The sequence below is a fragment of the Gordonia sp. (in: high G+C Gram-positive bacteria) genome (assembly GCF_047602025.1).
In the GTDB taxonomy this organism is placed as follows: Bacteria; Actinomycetota; Actinomycetes; order Mycobacteriales; family Mycobacteriaceae; genus Gordonia.
The window spans coordinates 1,720,913-1,746,679 of the sequence record NZ_JASGII010000001.1 but is presented as its reverse complement, the minus strand read 5'-3'; the positions used below and the strand labels follow the sequence as shown (position 1 = coordinate 1,746,679).

The window sequence follows — 25,767 nt, the reverse complement described above, 5'->3', positions numbered from 1 at the left end:
CATGCCATTCATCGACACTTCGGGGCGCAACCCGTCGCTCACCAGCTACGTCATCCGCGGGGCGATCTTCCTCGCCGTGCTCGCGCTGATCTTCACGCTGCTGGGCATGCGCTACCAGGGCAAATTCGACAAGGTCGTACCGGTTACGGCGGAGCTGAAGGACGTCGGCGACGGCCTGGTGAGTGCTGCGGACGTGCGCTACAACGGCTTCATCGTCGGTGAGGTCAAGGGTGTGGACGCCGTGAACGGCGACTCCGGCGAAGAGATGCGCCTGGTCAAGATCAACCTCAACCCGAAGCAGGCCGCCGGCATCCCGGGCACCGTCACCGCGCGCACCGTCCCGTCCAACCTGTTCGGCGTGAACTCGGTCGAGCTGGTGCCGCCGTCGGACACCCAGACCGTCCAGGCGATCAAGGCCGACACCAAGATCGAGGCCGACACGTCCAAGGAGACGCTGGCCCTGCAGGACGCCCAGAACCAACTGCGCGACATCATGCGCTCGGTCCCGCCGGAGCAGTTGGCCGGCGTGCTCGGCTCGATCGCCGACGCCATGCGCGGCGGCGGCACGACCTTCTCGATGTTCTCCGAGACGCTGCGCGAGTACTTCGACGACCTCAACGCGCTGTTCCCGGCGGGTGCGCCCCCCGGGTTCGACGACTTCAACAAGACCGTCGCGGGCCTCTCCAAGTCGGCGCCCCAATTGCTCGACGCGCTCGGCAAGAGCGTTGTGCCCGCCGCGACGATCGCGGAGAACCAGAACAACATCACCGCCATGCTTTCGGCCGCACAACGGGTGACCGATGAGACGCAAGCCATGTTCGCCGCCAACGGCGACGTCGGCAAGGCGCTGGTCGGCGACCTGAACCAGGTCGTCGGTGCCGCGGTGCTCGAACCGCGCGCGCTGCCCGACGCCGTGGTCGCCCTCAACCGGCTCGCCGCCCGGGTGCAGACGGTGTTCACCGCCGTTAACGGTCACGCCCGGCTCAACCTGGGCATCAGCTTCAGCGCCTTCATGCGGTACACGCGGCAGAACTGCCCCGTCTACAACGGTGGCAAGTATGGCCAGCTGCGCGGGCCGGGCTGTGTCGGCCCGGGCACCGGCACCGGTCCGACGAGCTCGGGTCCGCTGGCGATCTTCCCGCCGAGCATGCGCCGCATGGCCGCGGGCTCGGTCACCACGGGCACCGACGTCGGCACCCTGCGCGCCATGTTGGGCCGTGAGCCGACGCCCGCGGAGATCCTGATGCTGGGCCCGCTGGTCGACTCGGTCGGCCCGAAGCGCAAGCCGAGCGTCAAGCCCCAGCTGCCCGGCGTGCCGCGCACCGCTCCGTCGCGCGGCTCCGCCAACCCGAAGAAGCCGGCCGCGCGCAAGCCCGGTCAGCCCGCTCCCCGACGATCGGAAGGAGGACGATGAGCATCCGCAAGCCGCTGATCGGCTTCTCCCTGTTCGCGGTGTTCGCACTGCTGTTGACCTACACGATCTGGTCGACGCTGATGCGGTCCGGTCCGACGACGACCAACAGCTACACCGCCAAATTCCACGACGCCTCTGGCCTCGCCGACGGCGACGACGTCCGCATGGCGGGCGTGCGCGTCGGCCGCATCGGGAAGATCAAGCTCGACGACGGCATGGCCCGCGTCGATTTCACCGTCGATCGCAAGCAGCCTGTCTTCGAGGCCACCAAGGCGTCCATCCGCTACCAGAACCTGATCGGGCAGCGCTACATCCAGCTGAGCCTGGTCGACGGCGCGCCCCGCACGGAACTGCCGTCGGGCTCAGAGCTGAAGCAGGAGTCGGAGGACTCCTTCGATGTGACGCGCCTGCTGGCCGGCTTCCAGCCGCTGTTCGAGACGCTGACCCCCGAGCAGATCAACAACCTGTCCAACGGCCTCATCCAGGTGTTCCAGGGCGACAAGGTCTCGCTGGTCACCACCACACGGCAGATCTCAGACCTGGCCAACGACATGGCCAACCGCGACGAGGTGATCGGCTCGATCGTCACCCACCTGTCCGGCGTCATGGGAGACCTGTCCAAGCAGGGTGCGCAGGTCTCCGACCTGACCAAGGGCCTGGGCGACCTGGTGTCGAGCCTGAACTCGAACTCGGCCACCTTCGGCAAGGCGGTCAACGACATCGGCCGGACCGCAGCCGGCTTCGGCGACATCCTCGCCAAGACGCAGGGCGACCTCGCCTCGGCGGGTTCCAACGCCACCACCGCCACCAACCGGCTGATCGGGATCGGCGCCAAGCTGGACCAGGCGGCGATCGACCTGCCGGTGTTCCTCGGCCACTTTCCGCTGGTTATGGGGCAGGGCGCGCACCTGAACATCTACGCCTGTGACCTCGACATCACCTTTGGCGATATCCTGCTGCCGCCGGGGATCATGAACAAGATCGGCGGCACGGCACACTCGGAGGCATGCCGATGACCCTCACGTCCAAGTACCGCGAGCGGCCACAGCTGTGGACCGGTGTCATCGGGGCCCTGGCCATGGTGGCGCTGCTGGTCGGCGTCTTCATCGTCGCCGGCGCCCACATCGGCAAGAAGAGCGTCACCGGCGATTTCCTGCAGGCCGGCGGCATCCGTCCCGGCGACAAGGTCCGCGTCGCCGGCATCGACGTCGGCGAGGTCACCGGTACCTCCCTGCAGCAGAAGACCAACGACCTGGGCGCCCATGTCAAAATCGACATGAAGGTCGACAAGGACGTGGACATCCGGTCCAACGGCGCCGCCCAGATCAAGATGTCGACGCTGCTCGGACAGCGCTACGTCGACATCTCACTCGGCGACGACAAGGACAAGTTGAAGGACAACAGGTTCACCCTCAACGCGACGACCGTGCCCTACGACCTGAACCAGACGATCGAGGCGGGCACACCGATCCTCGCCGGGGTCGACCCCGACGACCTGTCGTCGAGCCTGAAGGACCTGAACAAGCAGTTGGACGGGACTCCCGCGCTGGCGCGGCCGACAATCGACGGGCTCGCCCGCATGTCCGAGGTCATCACCAGCCGCAAGGAGCAGATCAACCAGCTGATCAAGGACACCAAAACGGTGACCTCGGTCGTCGACGACAACCAGGTCCAGTTGGCCACGATCATCGGCCAGGGGCAGCAGTTGGCGGGCAAGATCGTGGCCCGCGAGGCCATGGTCACCAAGCTCCTCGACGGCCTGGCGACGCTGACCCGCAACGCGCAGGAGATCGGCGCGGACAACGCCGGCCAGCTGGGCCCGCTGCTCGCGAACATCCAGACCGTCTCGCAGGGCCTGGAGAAGAACCGCAACAACCTTCGCAAGATGCTGGAGATCCTGCCGATCACCGCGCGCGCGACGGTCAACATCACCGGCGACGGCCCCTACGCAAACGGCTACCTGCCGTGGGGCCTGTTCCCGGACAACTGGCTGTGCACGGCCCGGGTGGTGGACGGATGCTGACGACGACCAAGACCAAGAACGGCGGCGGCGCCACGTGGCGCCGGTCGACCGCGGGGGCGGCGCTGCTCCTCGCCGCGGCACTGGGCACCAGCTCGTGCTCGATGGTTCCGCAAGGGCTGCAGTCGAAGCTGGGCCAGTCCAATGAGATCACCGCCTACTTCGACAGCGTCGCCGGCCTGTACCACGGCAACGACGTCGCCGTGCTCGGCATGCCGGTCGGCCGCATCACCAAGATCGAGCCGCAGGGCAAGCGCGTCAAGGTGAATTTCACCGTCAAGAAGGCCATCGACGTCCCTAAGGACGTGACCGCCGCGATCGTCAACACGTCGATCGTGACGACTCGCCACATCGAGTTGAGCCCCGCCTACTCGGGCGGCGACAAGCTCAAGGACGGCGACACGATCCAGGAGACGAAGGCGCCGGTCGAGATCGCGCAGCTCTTCGACTCCGTCGACAAGCTGATGGACGCCTTCGGCGGCAACGACAAGGGCACCGGACCGCTGTCGGAGTTCCTCGATCTGGCGGACGGGATCACCGCCGACAACGGCCAGCGCTTCGCCGATGCCGTCACGCAGATGAGCAAGGCCGGCAAGCTGGCGTCGGACAACAGTGACGCGCTGGTGTCGTTGATCAAGATGATCAACGACCTGTCGACCAAGTTGGTGTCGAACTACCCGAAGATGCGGAAGTTCTCCTCGTCGGTGACCGATGTCGCCGCGACACTCGACCGCCAGTCCCCGGGCCTGGTGGCCGCGCTGGGCGACCTCAACGCGATGCTCCGCAACACGACCGAGATGCTGTCCCACAACTCGGGCAACATCGCCGTCTCGACGGCGAAGCTCGCGGCGCTGGCGGAGAACCTGGGCGACTACTCGCGCCAGGTTGTGGAGACCATCGACCTCGGTCCGCTGCTCTTCCAGAACCTGTCGAACTCGATCTCCGAGGAGCAGGGCGCCTGGCGCGCCCAGGTGTTCCTGGACAAGTCGCTGGCCGACAATCAGATGCTGTCGCGGTTCTGCGAGACGATCAACCTGCACAAGAACGGCTGCCGGACGGGTCAGTTGAAGGACTTCGGCCCCGACATGGGCATCTTCTCGGCGATCTTGGAGGCCCTCAAATGACGCGTCGAAAAACCGTGCGCGCCGCGGCTGTTCTCGGTGTGAGCGCGACGCTCGTGCTGTCGGGCTGCAGCAAGCTGCCCGGCCTGACGGTCGAGCAGATCCCGCTCCCGGTGCCCGGGGGCATCGGGCCGTCGATCAAGGTGAAGACCACCTTTGACAACGCGCTGAACCTCCCGGCCCGCGCCAAGGTCCGCCTCTACGGCACCGATGTCGGCATGGTGACCAACATCGAGGCCAAGGACTACCACGCCATCGTCACCATGGCGGTCAGCAAGGACGCGAAGCTGCCGGCGAACACCGGCGCCGAGTTGCGCCAGGCGACGCCGTTGGGCGACGTGTTCATCGCGCTGCAGCCGCCGACCGGCAACGCCGACAGCCAAGTCGCCGATGGTGGTGAGCTGACCGGCAAGACGAGTGCGGCGGCGACGGTCGAGGACCTGCTGGTGACCGCGGCGGCCACCGTCGACGGCGGTTCGCTCGGTTCGCTGCAGACGATCATCAACGAGATGGCGGCCGCCATCGGCACCACGCCGCAGGACCACGACGATCTGGCCGGTGTGATCAGCGGGTTCACCACGTCGATTAACCGCCTCAACGCCAACGCCGCCCAGGTGGACAAGTCGATGCGGCTGACCCAGGGGCTGACCGCGCAGATCTCCGACGGCCGCCCGCAGATTCAGGCCGCCATCGCGAAGCTGCCCGCGGCGGTCAACGCCGTCAACTCGCAGATGTCGCTGATCCTCTCGACGGTGGAGAAGAGCAACCGGCTCACCGCCGCGACCAACGACTTCCTGAACACCCGTTCGCAGGACACCATCGATTTGGTCAGCTCGCTGGCGACGGCGGTCGCCGGGCTGAACGAGGCGTCGAACACCGTCGGCCCGCTGATGGACAACCTTCACCTGCTGCTGCCCAAGTGGGCGAAGTCGACCAAGACGTCGGCCGCCTCAGTCGGCACCCGTGTCTACTACCTGACGCCGGGCACCGGCTTCGATGCCGCGTCGCGCTTCCCCGAGCTCAAGGACCTCGACGAGGGCACGCATGCGCTCCAGCAGACGCTGCTGCGCATCCTCGCCCAGCTGGGCGCCGCGAAGGGATGCTGCGGATGATTACCTGGGTCAAGAAGCACACGTCGCTCGCCGGCAACCTCGCACTCGTGCTGGTGATGCTGCTCGGACTGGCGTACCTGTCGTTCGGCGCGATGCGCTGGCGTCCGCTGACCAACAACTACGACATGCTCGTCCACTTCCCGACCTCGGGTGGAATCCAGAAGACCTCGGGCGTCTACCTGCGCGGTGCGCGAATCGGCAGCATCGAGGACATCCAGGTCAAGCAGGACGGCGTCGACGTCAAGGTCAAGGTCAACGGTGGCGTGAAGATCAACCACAACGCCGTGGTCCGGGCGAGTGGGCTGTCGGCCGCCGGCGAGCAGTTCATCGACTTCCTGCCGCAGACCGCTGATGGCCCGTACTTCAAGAACGGCGACGAGATCGCCGTCGGCCAAACCTCGGTCGCGACCCCGTTCCCGAAGATGCTGGAGACGACGCTGGGCGTCGTCGACCAGATCGACCCGCAGAAGCTGGCGTCGACGTTCGACCAGCTCGACGTCGCACTGTCCGGCCAGGACCGCAGCAACAACGACCTGCGCGTACTCCTCGACTCGGCCGGCACGATCTTCACCGACCTCTACAAGGTGCTGCCGCAGACGCAGAACCTCATCGACAACGCCGGTGCGATCCTGAACACCACGAGCGGGATCCAACCGGACCTGCAGAGCCTGGTGAGCGGCGGCAGCTCGGTGATCAACGCGGCCATGGCGGCCGACAAGGAGCTGCGCACGCTGCTCGGCGACGGCCCGGCCCAGGTCAGCAGCCTGACCGGTTCGCTCAGCGAGATTCGCGACCCGGTCACCGACGTCCTCAAACAGGTGCGCGAGGTGGCCCGTCAGGGCGCGATCCGCGCACCGGCGATCGCCGCGCTGCTGCCCGCGGTCCGCGACGGTTCGGCCAAGTCGATGGCCATGTTCCACCACGGGGCGTGGTGGGCGATGGCGTCGTTGTACCCGCGCCCGTCGTGCACCTACCCGGTGACGCCGACCCGGCCGACCCAGCTGTTGGAACTGACGGTTCCGTACAACCTGTACTGCGTCACGGAGGATCCGAACCAGCAGATCCGCGGCGCGGCCAACGCACCGCGACCGCCGGGGGACGACACGGCCGGCCCGCCGCCGAATTTCGATCCCAACGCACGCACGGTCCCGCTCGACCGGTAGCGTGTCCCGAGCCGAGGACCCGTCCGCACCTGCGGGCGGGGACCGGCACGACGACCATCGAGACCCGAAGAAGGATGCATGGCGAAGCCTGCGAAGAATGTTGATTCTGACGGCGTCGACGACGCCGCCGAGGACCTGACCGGTGTGAAGCGCAAGTCGCGGGCCGGCTCTTCGTCGACGCCGGCCAAGAAGGCCGCGCCGAAGAAGACCGCTGCCAAGTCGGCCGCCACCGAGTCGGCGGATGCGGATGGCAAGGCCGACAAGGCCGAGGCCGTCGCGGCCGGGGACGATGCTTCTGAGAAGAAGTCCCGCCAGGTCTCGCTGACCCTCGACATGCGTCAACTGCTGTTGGCCGGCGCCGCCGTGCTGGCGGCCGCCGCGCTCATCTTCTGCATGCTCAACTGGTTCAGCGCGCGCCAGCAGGTGCGGGCCTTCAACGACATCCAGGCGACGGCCAGCAAGTTTGTGACCTCGATGGTGACCGTCAGCAACGCCGAGGAGGCCGCCAAGGCCAAGGAAGTCCTCGGGCCGATGTCGACCGGCAAGCTGCGCGAGACGCTCAGCCAGCAGCGCGACGAGCACACCAAGCAGACCAAGCAGCTCAACGTGAAGGCGACGTCGGAGATCCAGGCCGCCGCGGTGGAGAGTATTCGCGGCGACAACAGCTCCGCGCTGGTGATCGCCAAGATCGAGTCCAGCGGCTCGATGGCTCCGACGAAGACGGCGAACCGCGTCGTGATGCGCGTCGATCTGACGCGCGAGCGCCACGGTTTCTGGGCGGCGCGCAAGTGGTACGTCAACAAGGCCGAGTTGATCGGTTCGACGGTGCTGCAGGACGGCGGTCCGAAACGCCAGCAGACGCCGCTGCCGCCGGGCATGCCCGGCAGCGGATCGTCGGGCAACTGACGCCCCGCAGGCTCCTACTTGCGCTCGAGCACGACCACGGGGTGATCGGCCCCCAACAGGTCGGCGATGACCACCTCGCCGCTGAAGCGGCGACCGCCGGCCTTGTCGTGCCAGGTTCCGCGCGGCAGCGGTAGGAACGTCGATTCTTTCGGTTCGCGGGCGAAGCTGTAGGTGTGTCGCGCGCACGCGACGATGACGCACGGCTGATCGCCGTCGGGTTCACCGCGCCCGAACGCCAGGATGCGATCGGCGGCTTCGCCGGTGGCCCGGATCGCCGTGTAGGTGCCGCCCGGCCCGAACGCCGCCGCGTTGCGCCGCCGCACCGCCAGGGCGTTGATGATGGCCCGCGACTTCGGGTGCTCGAGGCTGCGGCGGTAGTCGACCGGCCGTCGGTTGTCCGGGTCGACCAGGGCATCGGTCCACCACTGGGAGCCCTGGTAGATGTCGCCGACGCCGGGGCACAGCAGGCTCACGACCTTGCGTGCGGTGGCATCGGCCCACCACGCCTCGAACGTCTGCGAGACCAGGTCGACCAACGGGCTGTTGACCGGTGCGGCGGTGACCGCGTCGACCCACGCGAGTAGCCGGGCCTCGTAGTCGTGGTCGGGATGGTTCCACGAAGAGTGCAGTCCCGCCTCGCGCACCGCCTTGACGGCATAGGCGCGCATCCGCTCGTGCCACTCGTCGTCGGGCTCGACCGGCCCCTCCTCGTCGACGGGCCACGCGCCGAAGAAGTTCTCCAGCAGGAACATGCCGGTGGCACGGTCGGGGGGATCGGCGGCGCGACAGATCTGGCTGAAGACCAGCGACCACCGTTGCGGGACCTGGGACAGCAGGCTGATGCGCGTACGGACGTCTTCGCTGCGCTTGGTGTCGTGCGAACTCATCGTGGTGAGCGCCAGCGGGTGGCGCTGCGCGCGCACGGTGTTCTCGTCGTGGAACCGGGCCATCTCGGGCAGTCCGAGCCAGGCCTGGCAGCCGAGTTCGTTGAGGGAGACCAGGCGCGGGTTCCGGTAGAACAGGATGTTCTCCACCGCGCTGGTGTAGACCGAAGCACAGAGTTGGCCCAGTTGGGCGGCCGCCGCCGGGGTGCCCTCCAACGCCGACACGACGGTCGGCACCCAGGCGCGCAGCTCCGGGTGACCGGCGGCCACGAGGTCGCCGATCTCCCGGATCAGACCGGTGCCGTCCTGCTGGTCGGGGCGGGTGACCGGCATCAGGACGATCATCTCGGCGGTCAGGGCGCACAGCTGCGCGATCGTCGGTTCCTGTCCGCCGATGGCGCGGGCCAGGGTCACGGCCAAGCGCGCGTGCTCGGCCGCGTACCGCTCGGCGAGGACCTCGTGGCGCAGCTTCTGCTGCTCGAGCAGCGTCCACGTCGCGTCCCCGGAGATGCCGGTCGAGAACTCGCACAGCTCGGTCAACTCGCGCAAGCCCGCGGCCGAGGTGAACGGCGAGCCCACGACGGCCAGCTGGTCGTAGCCGGTGGTGCCCTCGACCGGGTATTCCATCGGCAGCTGCTCGAGCGGTGACAGCATCTTCTCGACGTAGATCAGCCGCTTCTGCCCGACATCCGCCCGGAGCCGGCGCAGATAGCCGAGCGGGTCGGTGAAACCGTCGAGGTGGTCGACGCGGACCCCGTCGACAAGGTCGTCGGCGATCAGCTCGCGCAACCACCCGTGCGTGGCCTCGTAAACCTCGGGCAGTTCGACGCGCAGCGCCGCGAGGTCGCTGACATCGGTGAAGCGGCGATAGCCGTAGCGGCCGCTGGAGTGCGGGACGAGTCGGTAGTGCTGGCGGCCGGCGACGGTCGCCGCGTCGTCGCCGGGGGCCACCGTGCCGGGGGCGGTGGGGAAGACCCGGTCGTGGTAGACCAGGCGCCCCCGGTTGTCGAGGGTGACGGCCTCGAGCCCGTCGTCGCCGAGCACCGGGAGCTCGATAAGCCCGTCGGGTGTGGGCAGCAGGTCGAACCACGTCGCGTAGTCCGATGCCGGCCCGTGGGTGAGGACGTCGGACCACCAGGGGTTGGCCGAGGGGTCGGCGACGCCGACGTGCTGCGGAACGATGTCGACGATGAGTCCGAGCTTGCGCTTGCGGGCGGCCTCGCGCAGGGCGACGAAACCCTCGATGCCGCCGAGCTCGGGGCTGATCACCGCCGGGGGGCACCAGTCATAGCCGTGGGTCGAGCCGGGCATGGCCGCCAGGATCGGCGAGAGGTACAGGTGGCTGACGCCGAGCGCGGCAATGGGCTTCAGTGCCTTGCCCAGCTCGGAGAATCCGAAGTCAGGGGTGAGTTGGACACGATAAGTCGCAACGGGCGCACCGGTTTTCGCCACGGTCGCAACCTTACCGGTCAGGGACGCCCGATCCAGTCGATCTGGGCGCGAAGTTGGCGGCCGAGTTCGTCGGTCAGGCTGCGCACGTAGGTCGCCGACAGGTGGTGGTAGTCCTTGTAGACCACGATGTTCCCGATGATGGCCGGACAGAAGTCGGCGGTGCAGACCCCGGCGGTCATGTCGATGCGGTGGAAGAGCCCCTCGTGTTCCTTGGCAAACGGAATCGCGGGGTCGGTCGGGGACAGCGCCGACGCTCGTTCGGTGCCGCAGCTCTCCGCGTCACCCCCGTCGGCGAGGCACTCGGGGGTGAGGAAGCCCTGGCCTCGCTTGTCGCGCGGCCACGGGGTGTCTCGGATGCCGATCACGGGCAGGCCCGCATCCATGAAGTCTTCGAAGATCGGCTTGTAGTCGGTGGGCATCCAGTCGCCGGGGGCCTTGCGGCGCGGATGGGTCGTGTTGGTCATGACCGCGTCGACCCGGCCGGCCTCGTGTTCGGCGAGGATCTTCTTGACGACGCGCTGGCTCCAGTCGTAACACTCGGGATACGGGTTGTCGGTGCCGGACTTGAGGGGAACCCGATCGGTGGTCAGCGGGCAACCCATCTTGAGGTAGGTCGTGACCCGGAAGTGGTAGCGCTTGCCGAGGATGTTCATGGCGGTGATCCACATCTCCGCGTGCGAGCCGCCGGCGAGGGCGATGGTGCGCTTCGCCTGCTTGTCGCCGTAGACGCCGACGTGGATGTCGTTGTCCAGGAAGTCGGACATCACCCCGTCGGTACTGGTCTCCGGGAAATCGAACTCGGCGACGTTCGGGGCCGGCCGCGGCGGCTTGTCCGGCACGGGGGCGTGGTTGAGCAGCGCCCGCGCACCGGGGTAGTCCTGGATGCTGAGTGTGGTGGTGTCGACCCGCTGGTTCATCACATACCAGGTCCAGGTGCGGCTGCCGATGCCGATGACGACCATGGCCCCCAGGATGGCCGTCATGACCAGGGCGCTGTAGGTCAGCAGGTGCCGCCGCAGCCAACCCTGGTGGCGCACCACGTTCGGGGTGGGGCGGGCCTCGCCGAAGAGCGGCGCGGGACGTCGGGAGTAGCGGACGGGGTCCTCGATGTAGCGCTTGCACAGCCACGCGAGGCCGATCGAGAGCAGCAGGATCACGCTGCCCTCGACGATGCTGGCGTGTTCCTTCTTGGTCTGCGCGAGGAAGAAGATCAGCAGCGGCCAGTGGATCAGGTACAGCGAGTAGGCGATGTTGCCTAGCCAGATCATGGACGGGTGGGCCAACAGTCGGTTGACGTCGACCCGGTTCACGAGGTCGGTCGGCGACCCGGTCCCGTCGGCCGACCCCGCGCGCTTGGCCGCGGCGGATCCGGTCCAGATCAGGGCCACCGTCGCACCGACGGGGACCAGGGCCAGTGGGCCCGGGTACTCCTCGACGCCCTTGATCCAGAGACCGGAGCTGAGGATCAGGCCGAGCGCCACCAGCCCGATGACGACGCGCAGCCAGTTCGGCAGGCGCACGCGCGGCATCCAGATCGCGAGCAGGCCGCCGGCGAGCGGCTCCCACGTGCGGGCGAAGGTGTCGTAGTAGTTGAACGGCTGGTCGACGCCGTGCCGCATGTTGGCCCAGTAGATCGACATGCTGAACAGACCGAGCACCAGGATTCCGACGATGTACGTCACGCTGCGCTTGGTACCGAAGCGGGTGCGCGCCAGGAAGGGCGCCGCCAGCTTGAGCAGCATCGACGCCGCCATCGCGAGCAGCAGCACGGCGAGGAAGAACTGGCCCTGCACCGACATCGACCAGATGTGCTGCATGGGGCTGTTGCTGGCGCCGGCCGCCAGGTAGTCGCGGGAGTTCGCCGCCAACCACCAGTTCTGGTAGTAGAAGGCCGACGCGAAGACCTGCTTTCCCATGTCGATCCAGCGGCTCTGCGCGATGATGACGACCGTGAGGAGCGCGATCCCGATGAGGACGGTGTAGAGCGCGGGAATGAGCCGCTTGAGCAGGCGCTGGAACCGGGGCCAGGGATTGCCGGCGTCGCGGTAGCTCATCTGCGGCGACTGCGATGCGATCGCGTGGCGCAGGAGCGAGCCGATGAAGAAGTAGCCGGAGAGCGCGAGGAAGACGTCGACGCCGCCGGAGACCTTGCCCGCCCAGATGTGGAAGCAGGCCACCAGCAGGATCGCGACGCCGCGCAGGCCGTCCAGGTCGGAGCGGTAGCTCGACGACGCCGCGGCACCGTCCGCGCCGGCCGCCTTGGGACCGGTTCTGGCGCTGCTGAGGGTGCCGCGGGGCTTGCTCCGCGGCTTGCTCCCAGGCTTGTTGCCGGGCCGGTTTCGAGGGGCTGTCATCGGTGAGCGAACTTACCACGGCCCACCTGAGAGAACGCTCAGGCCAGGGCGTTTGCGGCGGCGGCCGCGCGGGCCCCGGCGAGCACGATGGCGAGCGCGTCATCGAACTCCGCGTCGAAGTCGCGGCCGTCGGGCTCGATCACGCCGAGCCGCTCCATCTGGCGCCGGGTCTGCTCCTCCATCGTGAGGCCGATGACGAGCTGGGCCAGTGCCGTGACCAGCCCCCGTCGGGCGGGCCCGGGCAGGTCTGCCGCCGCGGCGGCGGCGGTCAGGTGCGACAGGGATGTCATCGACGACAACCCGCTCGACCAGCTCGACGAGACCACCTCGGCGCTGTCGGGCACCGCGCACAGACGGGCCCGCATCGCGCGGACGAGGGCCTCCAGGCGCTCGTCCCAGGGCAGCTCGTCCGAGGGGACCGAGACGTCGGCGAGGATGTCGTCGCCGAGTGCGGCCAACAGCGTCTGCTTGTCCGGGTAGTGCCAGTAGAGCGCGTTGGGGGACACCCCGAGCTCGGTGGCGAGGCGGCGCATCGACAGGTCGGCCAGGCTGTGCCGGCACAGGATGTCGCGCGCTGCGTCCAGCACGTCGCCGCGGGTGATTGCCACGACTCCACGGTAGCGGGCGGGGATCGACCGCGTACACCGGCCCTGTACGGTGTACAGGAGCCCCGACCAGCAGTCGGGCCGCTGTCAGACCCGCCGCCGAGGTTGAGGAGGAGCCATGCCGCCGTCGCTGCAGGCCGCCCTCGCGCAGCTCGACGAGCAGCACGTCTGGCACCCCTACGGAGCGTTGCCGCCGGCCGTGCCGGCGCTCATGGTCCATTCCGCCGACGGCGTGCACCTCGAGACCGAGGCGGGCCGGCTGGTCGACGCGATGAGTTCGTGGTGGGCGGCGATCCACGGCTACCGCCACCCCGTCCTCGATGCCGCCGCCGCCGACCAATTGGGCGCGATGAGTCACGTGATGTTCGGCGGTCTCACGCACCGGCCGGCGATCGAGTTGGCCGCGCGCCTGGTGGAGATCACCCCCGACGGCCTGGACCGGGTCTTCTTCAGCGACTCCGGATCGGTGTCGGTGGAGGTCGCGGTGAAGATGGCGCTGCAGTATTGGCGATCGGTCGGCAAACCGGCCAAGACCCGGTTGCTGACCTGGCGCGGCGGGTATCACGGCGACACGTTCACGCCGATGAGCGTGTGCGACCCCGAGGGCGGCATGCACTCGCTGTGGACCGACGTCCTCGCCGAGCAGGTATTCGTCGACGCCCCGCCCGCGGCCTTCGACGACGGTTACGCTCAGCGGTTGCGCGACGCGATCGCCGCGCACGCCGACGAGCTGGCCGCGGTGATCGTCGAGCCGGTCGTGCAGGGCGCCGGCGGGATGCGTTTCCACGACGCCGCGTACCTGCGGGTGCTGCGCGAGGTCTGCGACGAGGCGGGCGTGCTGCTGGTCTTCGACGAGATCGCCACCGGCTTTGGCCGCACCGGGGAACTCTTCGCCGCCGACCACGCCGGCGTCGCCCCGGACATCATGTGCGTCGGCAAGGCGCTCACCGGCGGCTACCTCACGCTGGCGGCGACGCTGTGCACCGGCCACATCGCGGCGGCCATCAGCGCCGGCGAGGCGGGCGGGCTCGCGCACGGCCCGACGTTCATGGCGAACCCCCTCGCCTGCGCGATCGCCCTCGCCTCGACGGACCTGTTGCTGTCGGGTCCGTGGCGCGAGCGCGTCGCCGCCATCAACGACGGCCTGCGCGCGGGACTCGCACCGCTGGCGGATGCGCCGGGAGTCCGCGATGTCCGGGTGCTCGGCGCCATCGGCGTCGTCCAACTCGACGAGCCCGTCGATCTCGCTCGCGCCACCGCTGCCGCCGTCGGCGCCGGAGTCTGGCTGCGCCCGTTCCGCGACCTCGTCTACACGATGCCGCCGTACATCAGCACCCCCGACGACGTCGCGGCGATCTGCGCTGGAATCGAGGCGGTGGTGCGGTCGTGAGCGGCGCACTGGACTGGCTCGCCGACGCGGCGGCCGAACGCGCGGCCGCCGGACTGCACCGCGACCCGGTGGTGCGCTCAGGCGGCCTGCTCAACCTCGCCTCCAACGACTACCTCGGGCTCGCCGCCGATCCGCGCGTCATCGCCGGGGCCCGCGAGGCACTCGCCGAGTTCGGCGCCGGTGCGACGGCCTCGCGCCTGGTCGCCGGCACGACGTCGGCCCACCTCGCGCTGGAAGCGGAACTGGCCGACTTCACCGGCTTCGCCGCCGGTCTGTGCTTCTCGTCGGGGTACCTGGCCAACGTCGGTGCGATCACCGCGCTGGTCGGGCGCGGCGATCTCATCGTCAGCGATGCCGGAGCGCACGCGTCGCTCATCGACGGGTGCCGACTCTCGCGCGCCGAGGTCGTCGTCGTCGGCCGCGGCGACGTGGCCGCCGTCGAGGCCGCCCTGGCCGGCGGCGAGTGGCGCCGGGCGCTGGTGGTCACCGATTCGGTGTGCAGCATCGACGGGGCCGTCGCACCCGTCGCCGAGCTGTACCGCGTCGCGCGCGCGGCCGGAGCGGCGCTGCTCGTCGACGAGGCGCACGCGCTCGGCGTCCGCGGACCGGGCGGGCGCGGCGTGATCGCCGAGGCCGGGCTGTCGGGCGCGCCGGACCTGGTGATGACCGCGGTGTTGTCCAAGTCGCTGGGCGCACAGGGCGGCATGGTCCTGGGTCCGGCGGCCCTGCGCGCCCACCTCGTCGACACCGCGCGGCCGTTCATCTTCGACACCGCGCTCGCACCCGCCGCCGTCGGCGCGGCACGGGCGGCACTGGGGGTGCTGCGGGAGAATCCGGCGCTGCCGCTGCGCGTGCGCGCGAACGCCGCGGCGATCGCGCGGGCGGTCGGTGCCGACGAGCCGTCGGCGGCGGTCGTGTCGCTGATCATCGGCGACCCGCACCGCGCCGTGGAATTGGCCGCCCGCTGCCGCGACGACGGCGTGCTGGTCGGCTGCTTCCGGCCGCCGTCGGTGCCCGCCGGGACCTCGCGGCTGCGCATCACCGCGCGCGCCGACCTCGATGCGGCGGCCATCGAGCGGGTGGCCGCGGTCGTCAACCGGCACCGCGAGGCGGTGACCGCATGATCCTCGTCGTCACGGGCACCTCGACCGGTGTCGGCAAGACCGTCGCGACCGCGGCCCTTGCGGCGCGGGCCCGTTCGCGCGGCGCGCGGCGGATCGCCGTCGTCAAACCCGTGCAGACCGGGGTCGACGAGGCCACCCCGGCCGACCTGGCCGACGTGCAGCGCCTGGCCGGCCCGGTGACCGCCGTCGAATGTGCGCGGTTCACCGACCCGCTGGCCCCCGATGTGGCGGCGCGGCGGGCGGGTCTGCCGCAACCGCGCCGAAACGACATCGCCGCGGCGATCGCCGACACGGCCGCGGCACACGACGTGACGATCGTGGAGGGGGCCGGGGGAGTACTGGTCCGCCTGGCCGAGTCCGGCGGCGACGCGGGACCGCTCACCATCCTCGACGTCGCGGCCGACGCCGGCGCCCCGGTCGTCGTCGTCGCGTCGCCCGCGCTGGGCACCCTCAACCACACCGAACTGACCGTCGCCGCGATCCGTGCGCGCGGGCTGACGCCGGCCGGAATCGTCGTCGGCTGGTGGCCGGCCGACCCCGACCTGGCGATGCGATGCAATGCCGACGACCTGGCGCGCGTGACCGGAGTCCCGGTCATCGGTACGCTGCCCGAAGGCGTCGGCGGCATGGCGCGCGAGGAATTCCTCGCCGCGGCACCGAATTGGTTCGACCCCGACTGGGTGCCCCCGAAGACCACGACCACCGACCGCCGACCAGACGAAGGAGTCCGATCGTGACCTCAGCTTCCACCACCGCGACCCAGGGCGCGGCCGACGCCGCCGACATCCTGGCCGTCGCCCGCGAGCAGGTGCTCGAGCGCGGCGAGGGCCTGTCCCGCGACCAGGTGCTGACCGTGCTGCAGCTGCCCGACGAGCGCCTCGAAGAGCTGCTCGCCCTGGCCCACGACGTGCGCATGCGCTGGTGCGGCCCGGAGGTCGAGGTCGAGGGCATCATTTCGCTCAAGACCGGCGGCTGCCCGGAGGACTGCCATTTCTGCTCGCAGTCGGGCCTATTCGCCTCGCCGGTGCGCAGCGCGTGGATCGACATCCCCTCGCTCGTCGAGGCCGCCAAGCAGACCGCCAAGACGGGCGCGACCGAGTTCTGCATCGTCGCCGCCGTCCGCGGCCCCGACAAGCGGCTGATGAGCCAGGTGGCCGCCGGCATCGAGGCCATCCGCAACGAGGTCGACATCCAGATCGCGTGCAGCCTCGGCATGCTGTCCCAGGAGCAGGTCGACGAGCTCGCCGCGATGGGCGTGCACCGGTACAACCACAACCTGGAGACCGCGAAGTCGCACTTCCCGAACGTCGTCACCACCCACACGTGGGAGGAGCGCTGGGACACGCTCAAGATGGTGCGCGAGGCCGGCATGGAGGTGTGCTGCGGCGGCATCCTGGGGATGGGCGAGACCCTCGAGCAGCGCGCCGAGTTCGCCGCCGACCTGGCCGAGCTGGAGCCCGACGAGGTGCCGCTGAACTTCCTGAACCCGCGTCCGGGCACCCCGTTCGGGGACCTCGAGGTGCTGCCCGCGGCCGAAGCGCTCAAGGCGGTCGCCGCCTTCCGCCTCGCGCTCCCGCGGACCATCCTGCGCTTCGCCGGCGGTCGCGAGATCACCCTGGGCGATCTGGGTGCCGAGCAGGGCATCCTGGGCGGCATCAACGCGGTCATCGTCGGCAACTACCTGACGACGCTGGGCCGCCCCGCCGAGCAGGACCTCGACCTGCTGGACAACCTGTCCATGCCCATCAAGGCGCTCAACGACACGATCTAGTGATGCCCGCCGACACCGCCCCGCCGGCCGCGTCCGCCGGACCGCTCACCACACCCCACCGCTACGGGGTGTACACCGGCATCGAGACCGAGCTGCAGGCCGCCGACGCGATCCCGACGACGGCCCGGCTGGGGCTGGAACCGCCGCGCTACTGCGGGCAGTGCGGTCGGCGGATGGTCGTGCAGGTGCGCCCCGACGGCTGGTGGGCGCGCTGCTCGCGGCACGGTGAGGTGGACTCGACCGAATTGGAGCGACGATGAGCGAACCGGTGATCCTCGCCCCCGGGCAGTCGTCCTTCGAGCAACCCGTGCCGTCGGCGACGGGGCTGCGCGCCAACCGGCTGGTGTCCCGTGAGTTGATCCGTGTCGTGCTCGGCATCGCCGCCCTGGCGGCGCTGGCCGCCGTCGTCTGGTCGCTGCTGACGCCGATGCCGACGGCCGAGATCGTCCGGCCGGGGGTGGCCGCGGTTCCGTCGGAGTCGCTCGGCGAGTACTTCGACGGCATCGGCTGGTTCTGCGTGGCCATGATGGGCGTCGGCGTGGTGGCCGGCTCGGTGTTCTGGTGGTACGCGCGCTCGTGGCGCGGCCCGCTCGGCGCCGTGCTGCTGGCCGTGACCACCGTCGTGTCCTCCGGCCTGGCCATCGAGGTCGGCCTCGCGGCACTGGCTGCCCGCCTGCCCGACGCCGCCAAGCTGGAGGTCGGCGCCACGTTCCTGCGGGCCCCGAAGCTCTGGATGGGCTCGCCCGCCGAGGGCGCGGTCGGTGCTCCGGGGATCCTGCTCATCGTCATGCCGACGATGGCGCTGCTGACCTACCTGTTCCACGTCCTGTTGGCCGATCGCGCCGACCTCGCCGCCGACAGCCCGGAACCGGTCGACCCGGTCGACGCACCGTGGCCACCGGCGCAGCCCGGCGACTCCCTCTAACCGGCCGAGTGGGCGGTGAAACTCTGCCGAGTGGGCGGTGAATCGTTGCCGAGTGGGCGCTACAACGGCGGTCGCAGCGTCGCGAACTCGTCGGTGACGCGCAGCGATGAGTCGGTGAACCGGTAGAGCGCGGGCGGTCGACCGCCGCCGCGGGTGCGGCGCACACCGCCGGTCGCGGTGATCACCGCGCGTCGCGACAGGATGCGCAGCAGGTTCGTCGTGTCGACCGGGTAGCCGAGTGCCGCGCCGTAGATCTCGGACAGCTCGGACATGGGGAACTCCGCGGGCGCCAGCGCGAACGCGATGTTCGTGTACGACAGCTTGCCGGCCAACCGGTGGCGTGCGGTGGTGACGATCTCGGCATGATCGGCGACGAGATCGGGCAGCGCGTCGATCGCGTGCCAGGCCGCGCCGTCGGCGGGCGCGTCCGGCCGGACCAACCCCAGATAGGTCGACGCCACGGTGCGACCGCCGGGAATCCGTCGCGGAGCGGAGAACACCTCCAACTGCTCCAGATGGGCCACCTCGCCGGCGCCGGCCTGGTCGCGCAGGCAAGTCAGCGCGGTGTCGGCGAGTTCGGCGTCCCCCTCGATGGGGCCGCCGGGCAACTCCCAGCGGTCCTCGACGCCCGTCGGCACCAGCAGTACCTGGAGTTGCGGGTCGGGCAGCCCGGCCGGCGCCCCGATGCGAAACACGGCGCACCGGACTTCCAGGCGCACGGGGTTCGGGGTCACGAGCCGATCATAGGGCGGCACGACCGGAGTGGGGCCCGGTGGCGCGCGGCATCGATCGGGGGAATGCTCGACGGTGACCGGGTGTTACCATGAACGAGGTTTTCGACCGACAGTCGAAAACACCTGAATCGCCCAGCCCAACGGCGAGGGAGGAACGCAGATGAGCATCAGCACAGACTTCAGCAGCAGCCTGTCCTGGACCGAGGGCCCCGAGGGGTACACCGGGGTCGAGGCCACGCAGGAGTGGGCCGACGAGGTGCACCGGCTCGCCAAGGCGCGCAACGCCACGATCCTGGCGCACAACTACCAATTGCCCGCGATCCAGGACATCGCCGACCACACCGGCGACTCGCTGGCGCTCTCGCGCATCGCCGCGGAGGCCGACGAGGACGAGATCATCTTCTGCGGCGTCCACTTCATGGCCGAGACCGCGAAGATCCTCAGCCCGGACAAGCGCGTCATGATCCCCGACGCCCGGGCGGGTTGTTCGCTGGCCGATTCGATCACCGCCGCCGACCTGCGCGCGTGGAAGGAAGAGTTCCCCGACGCCGTGGTCGTGTCCTACGTGAACACGACCGCCGAGGTGAAGGGCCTGACCGACATCTGCTGCACGTCGAGCAACGCGGTCGACGTCGTGGCGTCGATCGACCCCGACCGCGACGTGCTGTTCCTGCCCGACCAGTTCCTCGGCGCGCACGTCAAGCGCGAGACGGAACGCGACAACATCCACATCTGGGCCGGGGAGTGCCATGTGCACGCCGGCATCAACGGCGACGAGCTGGCCGACCAGGCCGAGTCGCACCCCGACGCGGATCTGTTCATCCACCCCGAGTGCGGCTGTGCGACGTCGGCCCTGTACCTGGCCGGCGAGGGCGCCGTCCCGGAGGAGAAGGTGAAGATCCTCTCCACCGGCGGCATGCTCGACGCGGCCCGGGAGACCAGTGCCAAGCAGGTCCTGGTGGCCACCGAGATCGGCATGCTGCACCAGCTGCGCAAGGCGGCGCCCGACGTCGACTTCCAGCCGGTCAACGGTCGTGCGTCCTGCCCGTACATGAAGATGATCACCCCGGCGGCGCTGCTGCGGTGCCTGGTGACCGGGCAGGACGAGGTCGACGTCGCCCCCGACGTCGCCGAGCGGGCCCGCGCCAGCGTCGAGAAGATGATCTCGATCGGCAACCCCGGCTCCGGCGAATGAGTGCGGCCGACCAGGCGGTGCCCGACGAGGTGCGGGCGCTGATCCGCACTGCACTCGACGAGGATCTGCGCTACGGGCCCGACATCACCTCCGTCGCGACCGTGCCCGCGGACGCGGTCGCCGACGCGGTGATCGCCAGCCGGGCCGACGGCGTCGTCGCCGGTATTCCCGCCGCGCTCGCCGTCTTCGACGAGGTGATCGGGAAGGGCGGGTACGAGGTCACCGAGCAGCTCGCCGACGGCGACCGGGTCGCCCCCGGCGACACCGTCCTCGCGCTGCGCGCACCGACGCGTGAACTGTTGACCGCCGAGCGCACCGCGCTGAACCTGCTGTGCCACCTCTCCGGCATCGCGACCGCGACGGCCCACTGGGTGGCCGCCGTCGAGGGGACCGGCGCCAAGATCCGCGACTCGCGCAAAACGCTGCCCGGGATGCGCTTCCTGCAGAAGGCGGCCGTCCGCGCCGGCGGCGGCGTCAACCACCGGATGGGGCTCGGCGACGAGGCGCTGATCAAGGACAACCACGTCGTCGCCGCGGGGTCGGTGTCCGCCGCGTTGCGGGCTGTGCGCGAGGTCGCCCCCGACATCCCGGTCGAGGTGGAAGTCGACTCGCTCGAGCAGCTCGACGAGGTCCTCGCGCTCAAGCCGACGCTGGTGCTGCTCGACAACTTCGAGTTGTGGGCGACGCAGATGGCCGTCAGCCGACGCGACGCGCAGTCCCCGGAGACCAAGCTGGAGAGTTCGGGCGGGCTGACCCTCGACGTCGCCGCCGACTACGCCAACACCGGCGTCGACTACCTCGCCGTCGGGGCGCTGACCCATTCGGTCACCGTCCTCGACCTCGGTCTGGATATGTGATCGAAGTTGCCGTTTGGTTCGGAAAGCGGATCAAACTGCAACATCGTCACTGCGCGACCGGGATCCGTCCGACGATCTCGAGCACCGCGCGGGTGTCGGGCGCCCGCAGCGTAGCGGTCGCGACCGTGTCGCCGGCGAGCCGGATCGCAGAGGCGGTCTGAAACGGCCCGATCGGGATGTGCGGGCCGTCGGTCAGCCACAACCACGCGGCGCGATCGCCCTCACGGAACTGGCCGGACAGGTGCCGGTCACGGGTGGTCAGCAGATCAGTGACGATGCGGTCGAAGGCGGCACGCGCATCGACCGACGAACCGTATCGGATCACCGCCTGCGCCACCCCGGCGTTGTTCGGCCCGGTCGAGTGGTAGACCTCGGTGTAGCGGTGGTACCCGCGGGGGAAGGCCGCCTCCGTCGGCAGGAACAGCGGTCGGCAGTAGTAGACGGTTGGCGCGCAGGCGGTCGGGGTGTGCGACACCCGGGCGAAGGCGTCGGAATGACTCGTCCGGATATCGGATTGGGCGAGAATCGCATCCAACTCGGCCTGATTCAGCAGCTGGGCGGCGGGTGCGACACGGTGGTGCGCAGACGCACCGCAGCCGGTTGCGAGAACGGCGACGGCGGCCAGCGCGGGGAACAAACGGGTCATCCCAGACCACGCTACGACGCACCACGGGCAGGCGACCGGAAAACCTCTTGGCCCGACCGCATATCCTGGTAAAAGACCCGTCCCGACAACACCAGGAGTCACGATGCTCTCGCGCACCGACCTCCGCGGCACGACGCCGTCCGCAGCCCAGCTGCGGCGTGCGCTGCCCCGCGGGGGTACCGACGTCAACGCCGTGCTGCCCACGGTCACGCCGGTCGTCGAGGACATCAAGGCCCATGGGGCGACTGCGGCGCTCGACTACGGCGAGAAGTTCGACAAGGTGCGCCCGACCTCGGTGCGGGTGCCCGCCGACGTGATCGCCGGGGCCGTCGCCGGGCTGGACCCCGCCGTGGCCGCCGCGCTGCGCGAGGCCATCGACCGTGCCCGGGCCGTGCACTCCGACCAGCGCCGCACCACCGTCACGACCGAGGTCGCCCCGGGCGGCACCGTCGCCGAGAAGTGGATCCCGGTCCGCCGCGTGGGCCTCTACGTGCCGGGCGGCAACGCCGTCTACCCGTCGAGCGTCGTGATGAACGTCGTGCCCGCACAGGAGGCGGGTGTGCCGTCGCTCGTCGTCGCCTCGCCGCCCCAGGCAGACTTCGGCGGTTGGCCGCACCCGACGATCCTCGCCGCCTGCTCGATGCTCGGCGTCGACGAGGTGTGGGCCGTCGGCGGCGCCCAGGCCGTCGCCCTGCTCGCCTACGGCGGGGACGACGTGGACGGCACCGAACTCGACCCCGTCGACCTCATCACCGGCCCCGGCAACCTGTATGTCACCGCCGCCAAACGGCTGGTGCGCGGCGTCGTCGGCATCGACTCGGAGGCGGGTCCCACCGAGATCGCCATCCTCGCCGACGACTCGGCCGATCCGGCGCACATCGCCGCCGACCTGATCAGCCAGGCCGAGCACGACGTGCTCGCCGCGTCGGTGCTGGTCACCGACAGCGAGACGTTCGCCGACGCGGTCGACGCGGCCGTGGCCGCGCAGGCGGCGACGACCAAGCACGGCGAACGCGTCGTCGCCGCGCTGTCGGGCCCGCAGTCGGGGATCGTCCTGGTCGACGACGTCGAGGCCGGCCTGCGCGTCGTCGACGAGTACGCGGCCGAGCACTTGGAGATCCAGACCCGCGACGCCCGGGGCGTGGCCGACCGCGTGCGCAACGCCGGTGCCATCTTCGTCGGCCCGTACGCCCCGGTGAGCCTCGGCGACTACTGCGCCGGGTCCAACCACGTGCTGCCCACCTCGGGCTCGGCGCGCTTCGCGTCGGGGCTGTCGGTGCAGACCTTCCTCAAGGGCGTCCACGTCATCGACTACGACGAGAGCGCCCTGCGGGAGGTCGCCGACAAGGTGATCACCCTCGCGAACGCCGAGGACCTGCCGGCGCACGGCGACGCCGTCAAGCAGCGCTTGCGGGGCGACTCGTGACGCCCGTGCCGGGGGAGCGGACGACGCTCGCCGACCTGCCGCTGCGGGACAACCTGCGCGGCAAGAGCCCGTACGGCGCGCCGCAGCTCGACGTGCCGGTGCAGCTCAACACGAACGAGAACCCGCACCCGCCGTCGCAGGCCCTCATCGACGACGTCGCCGAGGCCGTCCGCACCGCTGCGGCCCAGCTGCACCGGTACCCGGACCGCGACGCGCTCGACCTGCGCGCCGACCTGGCGGCCTACCTGTCGGCGGCGACCGGCGTCGAGCTCGACACCCGCAACGTGTGGGCGGCCAACGGGTCGAACGAGATCCTGCAGCAGCTGCTGCAGGCGTTCGGCGGCCCGGGGCGCACCGCGCTCGGCTTCGTCCCGTCGTACTCGATGCACCCGATCATCTCCGACGGAACGGACACGACGTGGCTCGAGGCGAAGCGGTCGGCCGACTTCTCGCTCGACGTCGACTACGCCGTCGCCGAGATCGAGGCCCGCCGGCCGGACGTCGTCTTCGTGACGTCGCCGAACAACCCGACCGGCGCGGCGATCCCTAACGCGGACCTCGAGGCGATCGTGGCCGCGGCGCCCGGGATCGTCATCGTCGACGAGGCGTACGCCGAGTTCAGCGACCAGCCCAGTGCCGTCGCGCTGATCGAGAAGTACCCGGCGAAGGTCGTCGTGTCCCGCACGATGAGCAAGGCTTTCGCCTTCGCCGGCGGACGGCTCGGTTATCTGGCGGCGGCGCCGGCGATCGTCGACGCGCTGTTGCTCGTGCGATTGCCGTACCACCTGTCGGTGCAGACGCAGGCGGCGGCGCGTGCGGCGCTGCGCCACCGCGACGAGACGCTGGCCGGGGTGGCCAGCATCGTCGCCGAGCGCGAGCGGGTGGTGGCGCGGTTGCGCGAACTGGGCTTCGACGTCGCACCGTCGGACGCCAACTTCGTCCTGTTCGGCGAGTTCGCCGACCCGGCCGCCAGTTGGCAGCGCTACCTCGACGACGGCGTGTTGATCCGCGATCCCGGTATACCGGGCCGCCTGCGTGTCACCATCGGGTTGGACACCGAGAACGATGCATTCCTGCGGGCCAGCGAGGCGCTGGCCCCGACCGACCTAGTGAGGGTCTGATGAGTAAGAGCGGTAAGCGCACCGCGAAGATCGAGCGGACCACCCGCGAGTCGTCGATCGTCGTCGAACTCGACATCGACGGCACCGGGAAGACCTCCATCGACACCGGGGTGCCCTTCTACGACCACATGCTGACCGCCTTCGGCCAGCACGGCAGCTTCGACCTGACCGTCACCGCGACCGGCGACATCGACGTCGAGGCGCACCACACGGTCGAGGACACCGCGATCGTGCTCGGGCAGGCGTTCGCCGAGGCACTGGGCGACAAGAAGGGCATCCGCCGCTTCGGCGACGCCTGGATCCCGATGGACGAGACCCTCGCCCAGGCCGTCGTCGACGTCTCCGGTCGGCCATACTTCGTGCACGTCGGGGAGCCCGAGCACCTGCTCACGGCCATCATTCCCGGCGTCGAGGAGCGCACCGAGCCCGGCGGCGAGGTCACGCGCGGCGCCCCGTACTCGACGGTCATCAACCGGCACATGTTCGAGTCGCTGGCACTCAACGCCAAGATCGCGCTGCACGTGCGGGTCGAGTACGGCCGCGACCAGCACCACATCACCGAGGCGGAGTACAAGGCCGTCGCGCGCGCACTGCGCGCCGCGTGCGAGCCCGATCCGCGGGTGACCGGTGTCCCGTCGACGAAGGGCAGTCTGTGAGTCGACCGGCGGTGACGATCCTCGACTATGGATCGGGCAACCTGCGGTCGGCCCAGTGCGCCCTCGAACACGTCGGCGCGCGGGTCACCGTCACGTCCGACCGGGCGGCGGCCATCGACTGCGACGGGCTGCTCGTGCCCGGCGTCGGCGCCTACGAGGCGTGCATGGCGGGCTTCACCGAGGTGGGCGGGCCGCAGATCGTGGGTCGCCGGCTGGCCGGCGGGCGCCCGGTGCTGGGCATCTGCGTCGGCATGCAGATCATGTTCGACAGCGGCGTCGAGTTCGGCACGCAGACGCAGGGCTGCGGCGAATGGCCCGGCGAAGTCACCCGGCTCGACGCCCCCGTCCTGCCGCACATGGGATGGAACACGGTGGATGTCGCACCCGGCTCGCTGCTGTTCGACGGCATCGGGCCCGACGACCGCTTCTACTTCGTCCACTCGTACGCCGCGCAGAGCTGGGACCTCGACGAGGATCCGGCGTCGCCGATCGCGCAGGCGAGGCTCACGTGGGCGACGCACGGCTCGCGCTTCCTCGCCGCGGTGGAGAACGGGGCGCTCTCGGCGACCCAGTTCCACCCGGAGAAGTCGGGGGACGTGGGCCTGCACCTGCTCGCCAACTGGTGTCGGGGGCTGATGTGAGCGATCCGCGCGAGTTCTCCTTCATCAAGCTGGCACTGCTGTCGTTGTCGGCGGGCTTCGCGGTGCTCGTGATCTCGCTGCCGCTGATCTGGCTGGCGGCGAAGGTCGCCGCGTGGCTGGGCCTGATCGTCGCCCTCGCCGCGCTCGTCGGTATCGTCGCCGCGATCGGCGTCGTCTCGGGCCGCATGGTCGACAGGACCGCCGCCGCGCTCACCCAGCAGCGCGACAACACCACTCCGGATCGATAGGA

Annotated in this window: 25 protein-coding genes; 20 read left to right on the top strand and 5 right to left on the bottom strand. The window is 70.0% G+C overall.

What is annotated here, in order from left to right; genetic code table 11:
* Position 1: 1 nt before the first annotated feature.
* The 7 genes from QM728_RS08690 (at position 2) to QM728_RS08660 (ending at position 7,736) form a co-directional block, all read left to right on the top strand.
* Entirely contained in the window at positions 2 to 1,414 is a 1,413-nt protein-coding gene (locus QM728_RS08690) for an MlaD family protein (RefSeq protein WP_415031629.1), read from the top strand.
* Positions 1,396 to 2,430 carry an MlaD family protein gene (locus tag QM728_RS08685; RefSeq protein ID WP_415032863.1) on the top strand — a complete coding sequence of 345 codons (1,035 nt, stop codon included), beginning with the start codon at positions 1,396 to 1,398 and terminating at the stop codon, positions 2,428 to 2,430. Before QM728_RS08690 ends, QM728_RS08685 begins: the two co-directional genes overlap by 19 nt.
* The gene (locus QM728_RS08680; protein ID WP_415031628.1) at positions 2,421 to 3,437 is read left to right on the top strand and encodes an MCE family protein; all 1,017 of its coding nucleotides are present in this window, start codon (positions 2,421 to 2,423) and stop codon (positions 3,435 to 3,437) included. Before QM728_RS08685 ends, QM728_RS08680 begins: the two co-directional genes overlap by 10 nt.
* Positions 3,431 to 4,558: an MCE family protein gene (locus QM728_RS08675; RefSeq protein ID WP_415031627.1), complete on the top strand. Its 1,128-nt coding sequence runs from the start codon at positions 3,431 to 3,433 to the stop codon at positions 4,556 to 4,558. Before QM728_RS08680 ends, QM728_RS08675 begins: the two co-directional genes overlap by 7 nt.
* Complete coding sequence (locus tag QM728_RS08670; protein WP_415031626.1) at positions 4,555 to 5,667, top strand: MlaD family protein; 1,113 nt, start codon at positions 4,555 to 4,557, stop codon at positions 5,665 to 5,667. The genes QM728_RS08675 and QM728_RS08670 overlap by 4 nt, the downstream gene beginning before the upstream one ends.
* Positions 5,655 to 6,830, top strand: a complete 1,176-nt coding sequence (locus QM728_RS08665) for an MCE family protein (RefSeq protein WP_415031625.1) — start codon at positions 5,655 to 5,657, stop codon at positions 6,828 to 6,830. Before QM728_RS08670 ends, QM728_RS08665 begins: the two co-directional genes overlap by 13 nt.
* Positions 6,831 to 6,908: 78 nt before the next feature.
* Positions 6,909 to 7,736 (top strand): hypothetical protein, encoded by an 828-nt coding sequence (locus QM728_RS08660; RefSeq protein ID WP_415031624.1) that lies wholly within the window; start codon positions 6,909 to 6,911, stop codon positions 7,734 to 7,736.
* A 14-nt stretch (positions 7,737 to 7,750) separates the two neighbouring features.
* Here QM728_RS08660 and treY read toward each other — a convergent pair whose 3' ends face one another.
* From treY to QM728_RS08645, 3 genes are read right to left on the bottom strand one after another with little or no spacing between them, the layout of a single operon-like run.
* The gene (gene treY, locus QM728_RS08655; RefSeq protein ID WP_415031623.1) at positions 7,751 to 10,072 is read right to left on the bottom strand and encodes a malto-oligosyltrehalose synthase; all 2,322 of its coding nucleotides are present in this window, start codon (positions 10,070 to 10,072) and stop codon (positions 7,751 to 7,753) included.
* A gap of 17 nt (positions 10,073 to 10,089) precedes the next feature.
* Entirely contained in the window at positions 10,090 to 12,426 is a 2,337-nt protein-coding gene (locus QM728_RS08650) for an acyltransferase family protein (protein WP_415031622.1), read from the bottom strand.
* A 38-nt stretch (positions 12,427 to 12,464) separates the two neighbouring features.
* Complete coding sequence (locus QM728_RS08645) at positions 12,465 to 13,034, bottom strand: TetR/AcrR family transcriptional regulator (protein WP_415031621.1); 570 nt, start codon at positions 13,032 to 13,034, stop codon at positions 12,465 to 12,467.
* 115 nt (positions 13,035 to 13,149) lie between these two features.
* Between QM728_RS08645 and QM728_RS08640 the strand changes: the two genes are divergently transcribed.
* Genes QM728_RS08640 through QM728_RS08615 form a run of 6 tightly spaced genes read left to right on the top strand, consistent with a single transcriptional unit; the run spans position 13,150 to position 18,241 of the window.
* Positions 13,150 to 14,421 (top strand): adenosylmethionine--8-amino-7-oxononanoate transaminase, encoded by a 1,272-nt coding sequence (locus tag QM728_RS08640; protein ID WP_415031620.1) that lies wholly within the window; start codon positions 13,150 to 13,152, stop codon positions 14,419 to 14,421.
* Complete coding sequence (locus QM728_RS08635; RefSeq protein ID WP_415031619.1) at positions 14,418 to 15,545, top strand: 8-amino-7-oxononanoate synthase; 1,128 nt, start codon at positions 14,418 to 14,420, stop codon at positions 15,543 to 15,545. Before QM728_RS08640 ends, QM728_RS08635 begins: the two co-directional genes overlap by 4 nt.
* Positions 15,542 to 16,282 carry a dethiobiotin synthase gene (gene bioD / locus QM728_RS08630; RefSeq protein ID WP_415031618.1) on the top strand — a complete coding sequence of 247 codons (741 nt, stop codon included), beginning with the start codon at positions 15,542 to 15,544 and terminating at the stop codon, positions 16,280 to 16,282. The genes QM728_RS08635 and bioD overlap by 4 nt, the downstream gene beginning before the upstream one ends.
* On the top strand, positions 16,279 to 17,316 hold the full coding sequence (gene bioB, locus QM728_RS08625) for a biotin synthase BioB (RefSeq protein ID WP_415031617.1): 1,038 nt from the start codon (positions 16,279 to 16,281) through the stop codon (positions 17,314 to 17,316). The genes bioD and bioB overlap by 4 nt, the downstream gene beginning before the upstream one ends.
* Positions 17,317 to 17,318: 2 nt before the next feature.
* Positions 17,319 to 17,576, top strand: a complete 258-nt coding sequence (locus QM728_RS08620) for a hypothetical protein (protein WP_415031616.1) — start codon at positions 17,319 to 17,321, stop codon at positions 17,574 to 17,576.
* Entirely contained in the window at positions 17,573 to 18,241 is a 669-nt protein-coding gene (locus QM728_RS08615) for a DUF2567 domain-containing protein (protein WP_415031615.1), read from the top strand. The genes QM728_RS08620 and QM728_RS08615 overlap by 4 nt, the downstream gene beginning before the upstream one ends.
* A gap of 59 nt (positions 18,242 to 18,300) precedes the next feature.
* Here the strand turns inward: QM728_RS08615 and QM728_RS08610 are convergent, their stop codons facing one another.
* Positions 18,301 to 18,975 (bottom strand): NUDIX hydrolase, encoded by a 675-nt coding sequence (locus QM728_RS08610; protein WP_415031614.1) that lies wholly within the window; start codon positions 18,973 to 18,975, stop codon positions 18,301 to 18,303.
* A 160-nt stretch (positions 18,976 to 19,135) separates the two neighbouring features.
* Here QM728_RS08610 and nadA point away from each other — a divergent pair, with 160 nt between their 5' ends.
* Positions 19,136 to 20,170 carry a quinolinate synthase NadA gene (gene nadA, locus QM728_RS08605; RefSeq protein ID WP_415031613.1) on the top strand — a complete coding sequence of 345 codons (1,035 nt, stop codon included), beginning with the start codon at positions 19,136 to 19,138 and terminating at the stop codon, positions 20,168 to 20,170.
* Positions 20,167 to 21,027: a carboxylating nicotinate-nucleotide diphosphorylase gene (gene nadC, locus QM728_RS08600; protein ID WP_415031612.1), complete on the top strand. Its 861-nt coding sequence runs from the start codon at positions 20,167 to 20,169 to the stop codon at positions 21,025 to 21,027. The genes nadA and nadC overlap by 4 nt, the downstream gene beginning before the upstream one ends.
* Before the next feature lie 46 nt (positions 21,028 to 21,073).
* On the opposite strand, the gene QM728_RS08595 is transcribed toward nadC, so the two are convergent.
* Entirely contained in the window at positions 21,074 to 21,673 is a 600-nt protein-coding gene (locus QM728_RS08595) for a hypothetical protein (protein ID WP_415031611.1), read from the bottom strand.
* Positions 21,674 to 21,776: 103 nt separating this feature from the next.
* Here QM728_RS08595 and hisD point away from each other — a divergent pair, with 103 nt between their 5' ends.
* From hisD to QM728_RS08570, 5 genes are read left to right on the top strand one after another with little or no spacing between them, the layout of a single operon-like run.
* Entirely contained in the window at positions 21,777 to 23,099 is a 1,323-nt protein-coding gene (gene hisD / locus QM728_RS08590) for a histidinol dehydrogenase (protein ID WP_415031610.1), read from the top strand.
* Entirely contained in the window at positions 23,096 to 24,220 is a 1,125-nt protein-coding gene (locus tag QM728_RS08585; protein ID WP_415031609.1) for a histidinol-phosphate transaminase, read from the top strand. The genes hisD and QM728_RS08585 overlap by 4 nt, the downstream gene beginning before the upstream one ends.
* Positions 24,220 to 24,876 (top strand): imidazoleglycerol-phosphate dehydratase HisB, encoded by a 657-nt coding sequence (gene hisB, locus QM728_RS08580; protein ID WP_415031608.1) that lies wholly within the window; start codon positions 24,220 to 24,222, stop codon positions 24,874 to 24,876. Before QM728_RS08585 ends, hisB begins: the two co-directional genes overlap by 1 nt.
* On the top strand, positions 24,873 to 25,517 hold the full coding sequence (gene hisH, locus QM728_RS08575; protein WP_415031607.1) for an imidazole glycerol phosphate synthase subunit HisH: 645 nt from the start codon (positions 24,873 to 24,875) through the stop codon (positions 25,515 to 25,517). The genes hisB and hisH overlap by 4 nt, the downstream gene beginning before the upstream one ends.
* Entirely contained in the window at positions 25,514 to 25,765 is a 252-nt protein-coding gene (locus tag QM728_RS08570; protein ID WP_415031606.1) for a hypothetical protein, read from the top strand. Before hisH ends, QM728_RS08570 begins: the two co-directional genes overlap by 4 nt.
* Positions 25,766 to 25,767 lie beyond the last annotated feature (2 nt).

What these genes read in the sequence shown, in the direction of transcription:
- hisB (WP_415031608.1), top strand. Translation starts at nt 24,220, where the DNA reads ATGAGTAAGAGCGGTAAGCGCACCGCGAAGATCGAGCGGACCACCCGC.
- bioD (WP_415031618.1), top strand. Translation starts at nt 15,542, where the DNA reads ATGATCCTCGTCGTCACGGGCACCTCGACCGGTGTCGGCAAGACCGTC.
- QM728_RS08670 (WP_415031626.1), top strand. Translation starts at nt 4,555, where the DNA reads ATGACGCGTCGAAAAACCGTGCGCGCCGCGGCTGTTCTCGGTGTGAGC.
- QM728_RS08640 (WP_415031620.1), top strand. Translation starts at nt 13,150, where the DNA reads ATGCCGCCGTCGCTGCAGGCCGCCCTCGCGCAGCTCGACGAGCAGCAC.
- QM728_RS08595 (WP_415031611.1), bottom strand. Translation starts at nt 21,673, where the DNA reads ATGACCCGTTTGTTCCCCGCGCTGGCCGCCGTCGCCGTTCTCGCAACC.
- QM728_RS08680 (WP_415031628.1), top strand. Translation starts at nt 2,421, where the DNA reads ATGCCGATGACCCTCACGTCCAAGTACCGCGAGCGGCCACAGCTGTGG.
- nadA (WP_415031613.1), top strand. Translation starts at nt 19,136, where the DNA reads ATGAGCATCAGCACAGACTTCAGCAGCAGCCTGTCCTGGACCGAGGGC.
- QM728_RS08615 (WP_415031615.1), top strand. Translation starts at nt 17,573, where the DNA reads ATGAGCGAACCGGTGATCCTCGCCCCCGGGCAGTCGTCCTTCGAGCAA.
- QM728_RS08620 (WP_415031616.1), top strand. Translation starts at nt 17,319, where the DNA reads ATGCCCGCCGACACCGCCCCGCCGGCCGCGTCCGCCGGACCGCTCACC.
- QM728_RS08675 (WP_415031627.1), top strand. Translation starts at nt 3,431, where the DNA reads ATGCTGACGACGACCAAGACCAAGAACGGCGGCGGCGCCACGTGGCGC.
- nadC (WP_415031612.1), top strand. Translation starts at nt 20,167, where the DNA reads ATGAGTGCGGCCGACCAGGCGGTGCCCGACGAGGTGCGGGCGCTGATC.
- QM728_RS08690 (WP_415031629.1), top strand. Translation starts at nt 2, where the DNA reads ATGCCATTCATCGACACTTCGGGGCGCAACCCGTCGCTCACCAGCTAC.
- hisD (WP_415031610.1), top strand. Translation starts at nt 21,777, where the DNA reads ATGCTCTCGCGCACCGACCTCCGCGGCACGACGCCGTCCGCAGCCCAG.
- QM728_RS08665 (WP_415031625.1), top strand. Translation starts at nt 5,655, where the DNA reads ATGCTGCGGATGATTACCTGGGTCAAGAAGCACACGTCGCTCGCCGGC.
- QM728_RS08660 (WP_415031624.1), top strand. Translation starts at nt 6,909, where the DNA reads ATGGCGAAGCCTGCGAAGAATGTTGATTCTGACGGCGTCGACGACGCC.
- QM728_RS08650 (WP_415031622.1), bottom strand. Translation starts at nt 12,426, where the DNA reads ATGACAGCCCCTCGAAACCGGCCCGGCAACAAGCCTGGGAGCAAGCCG.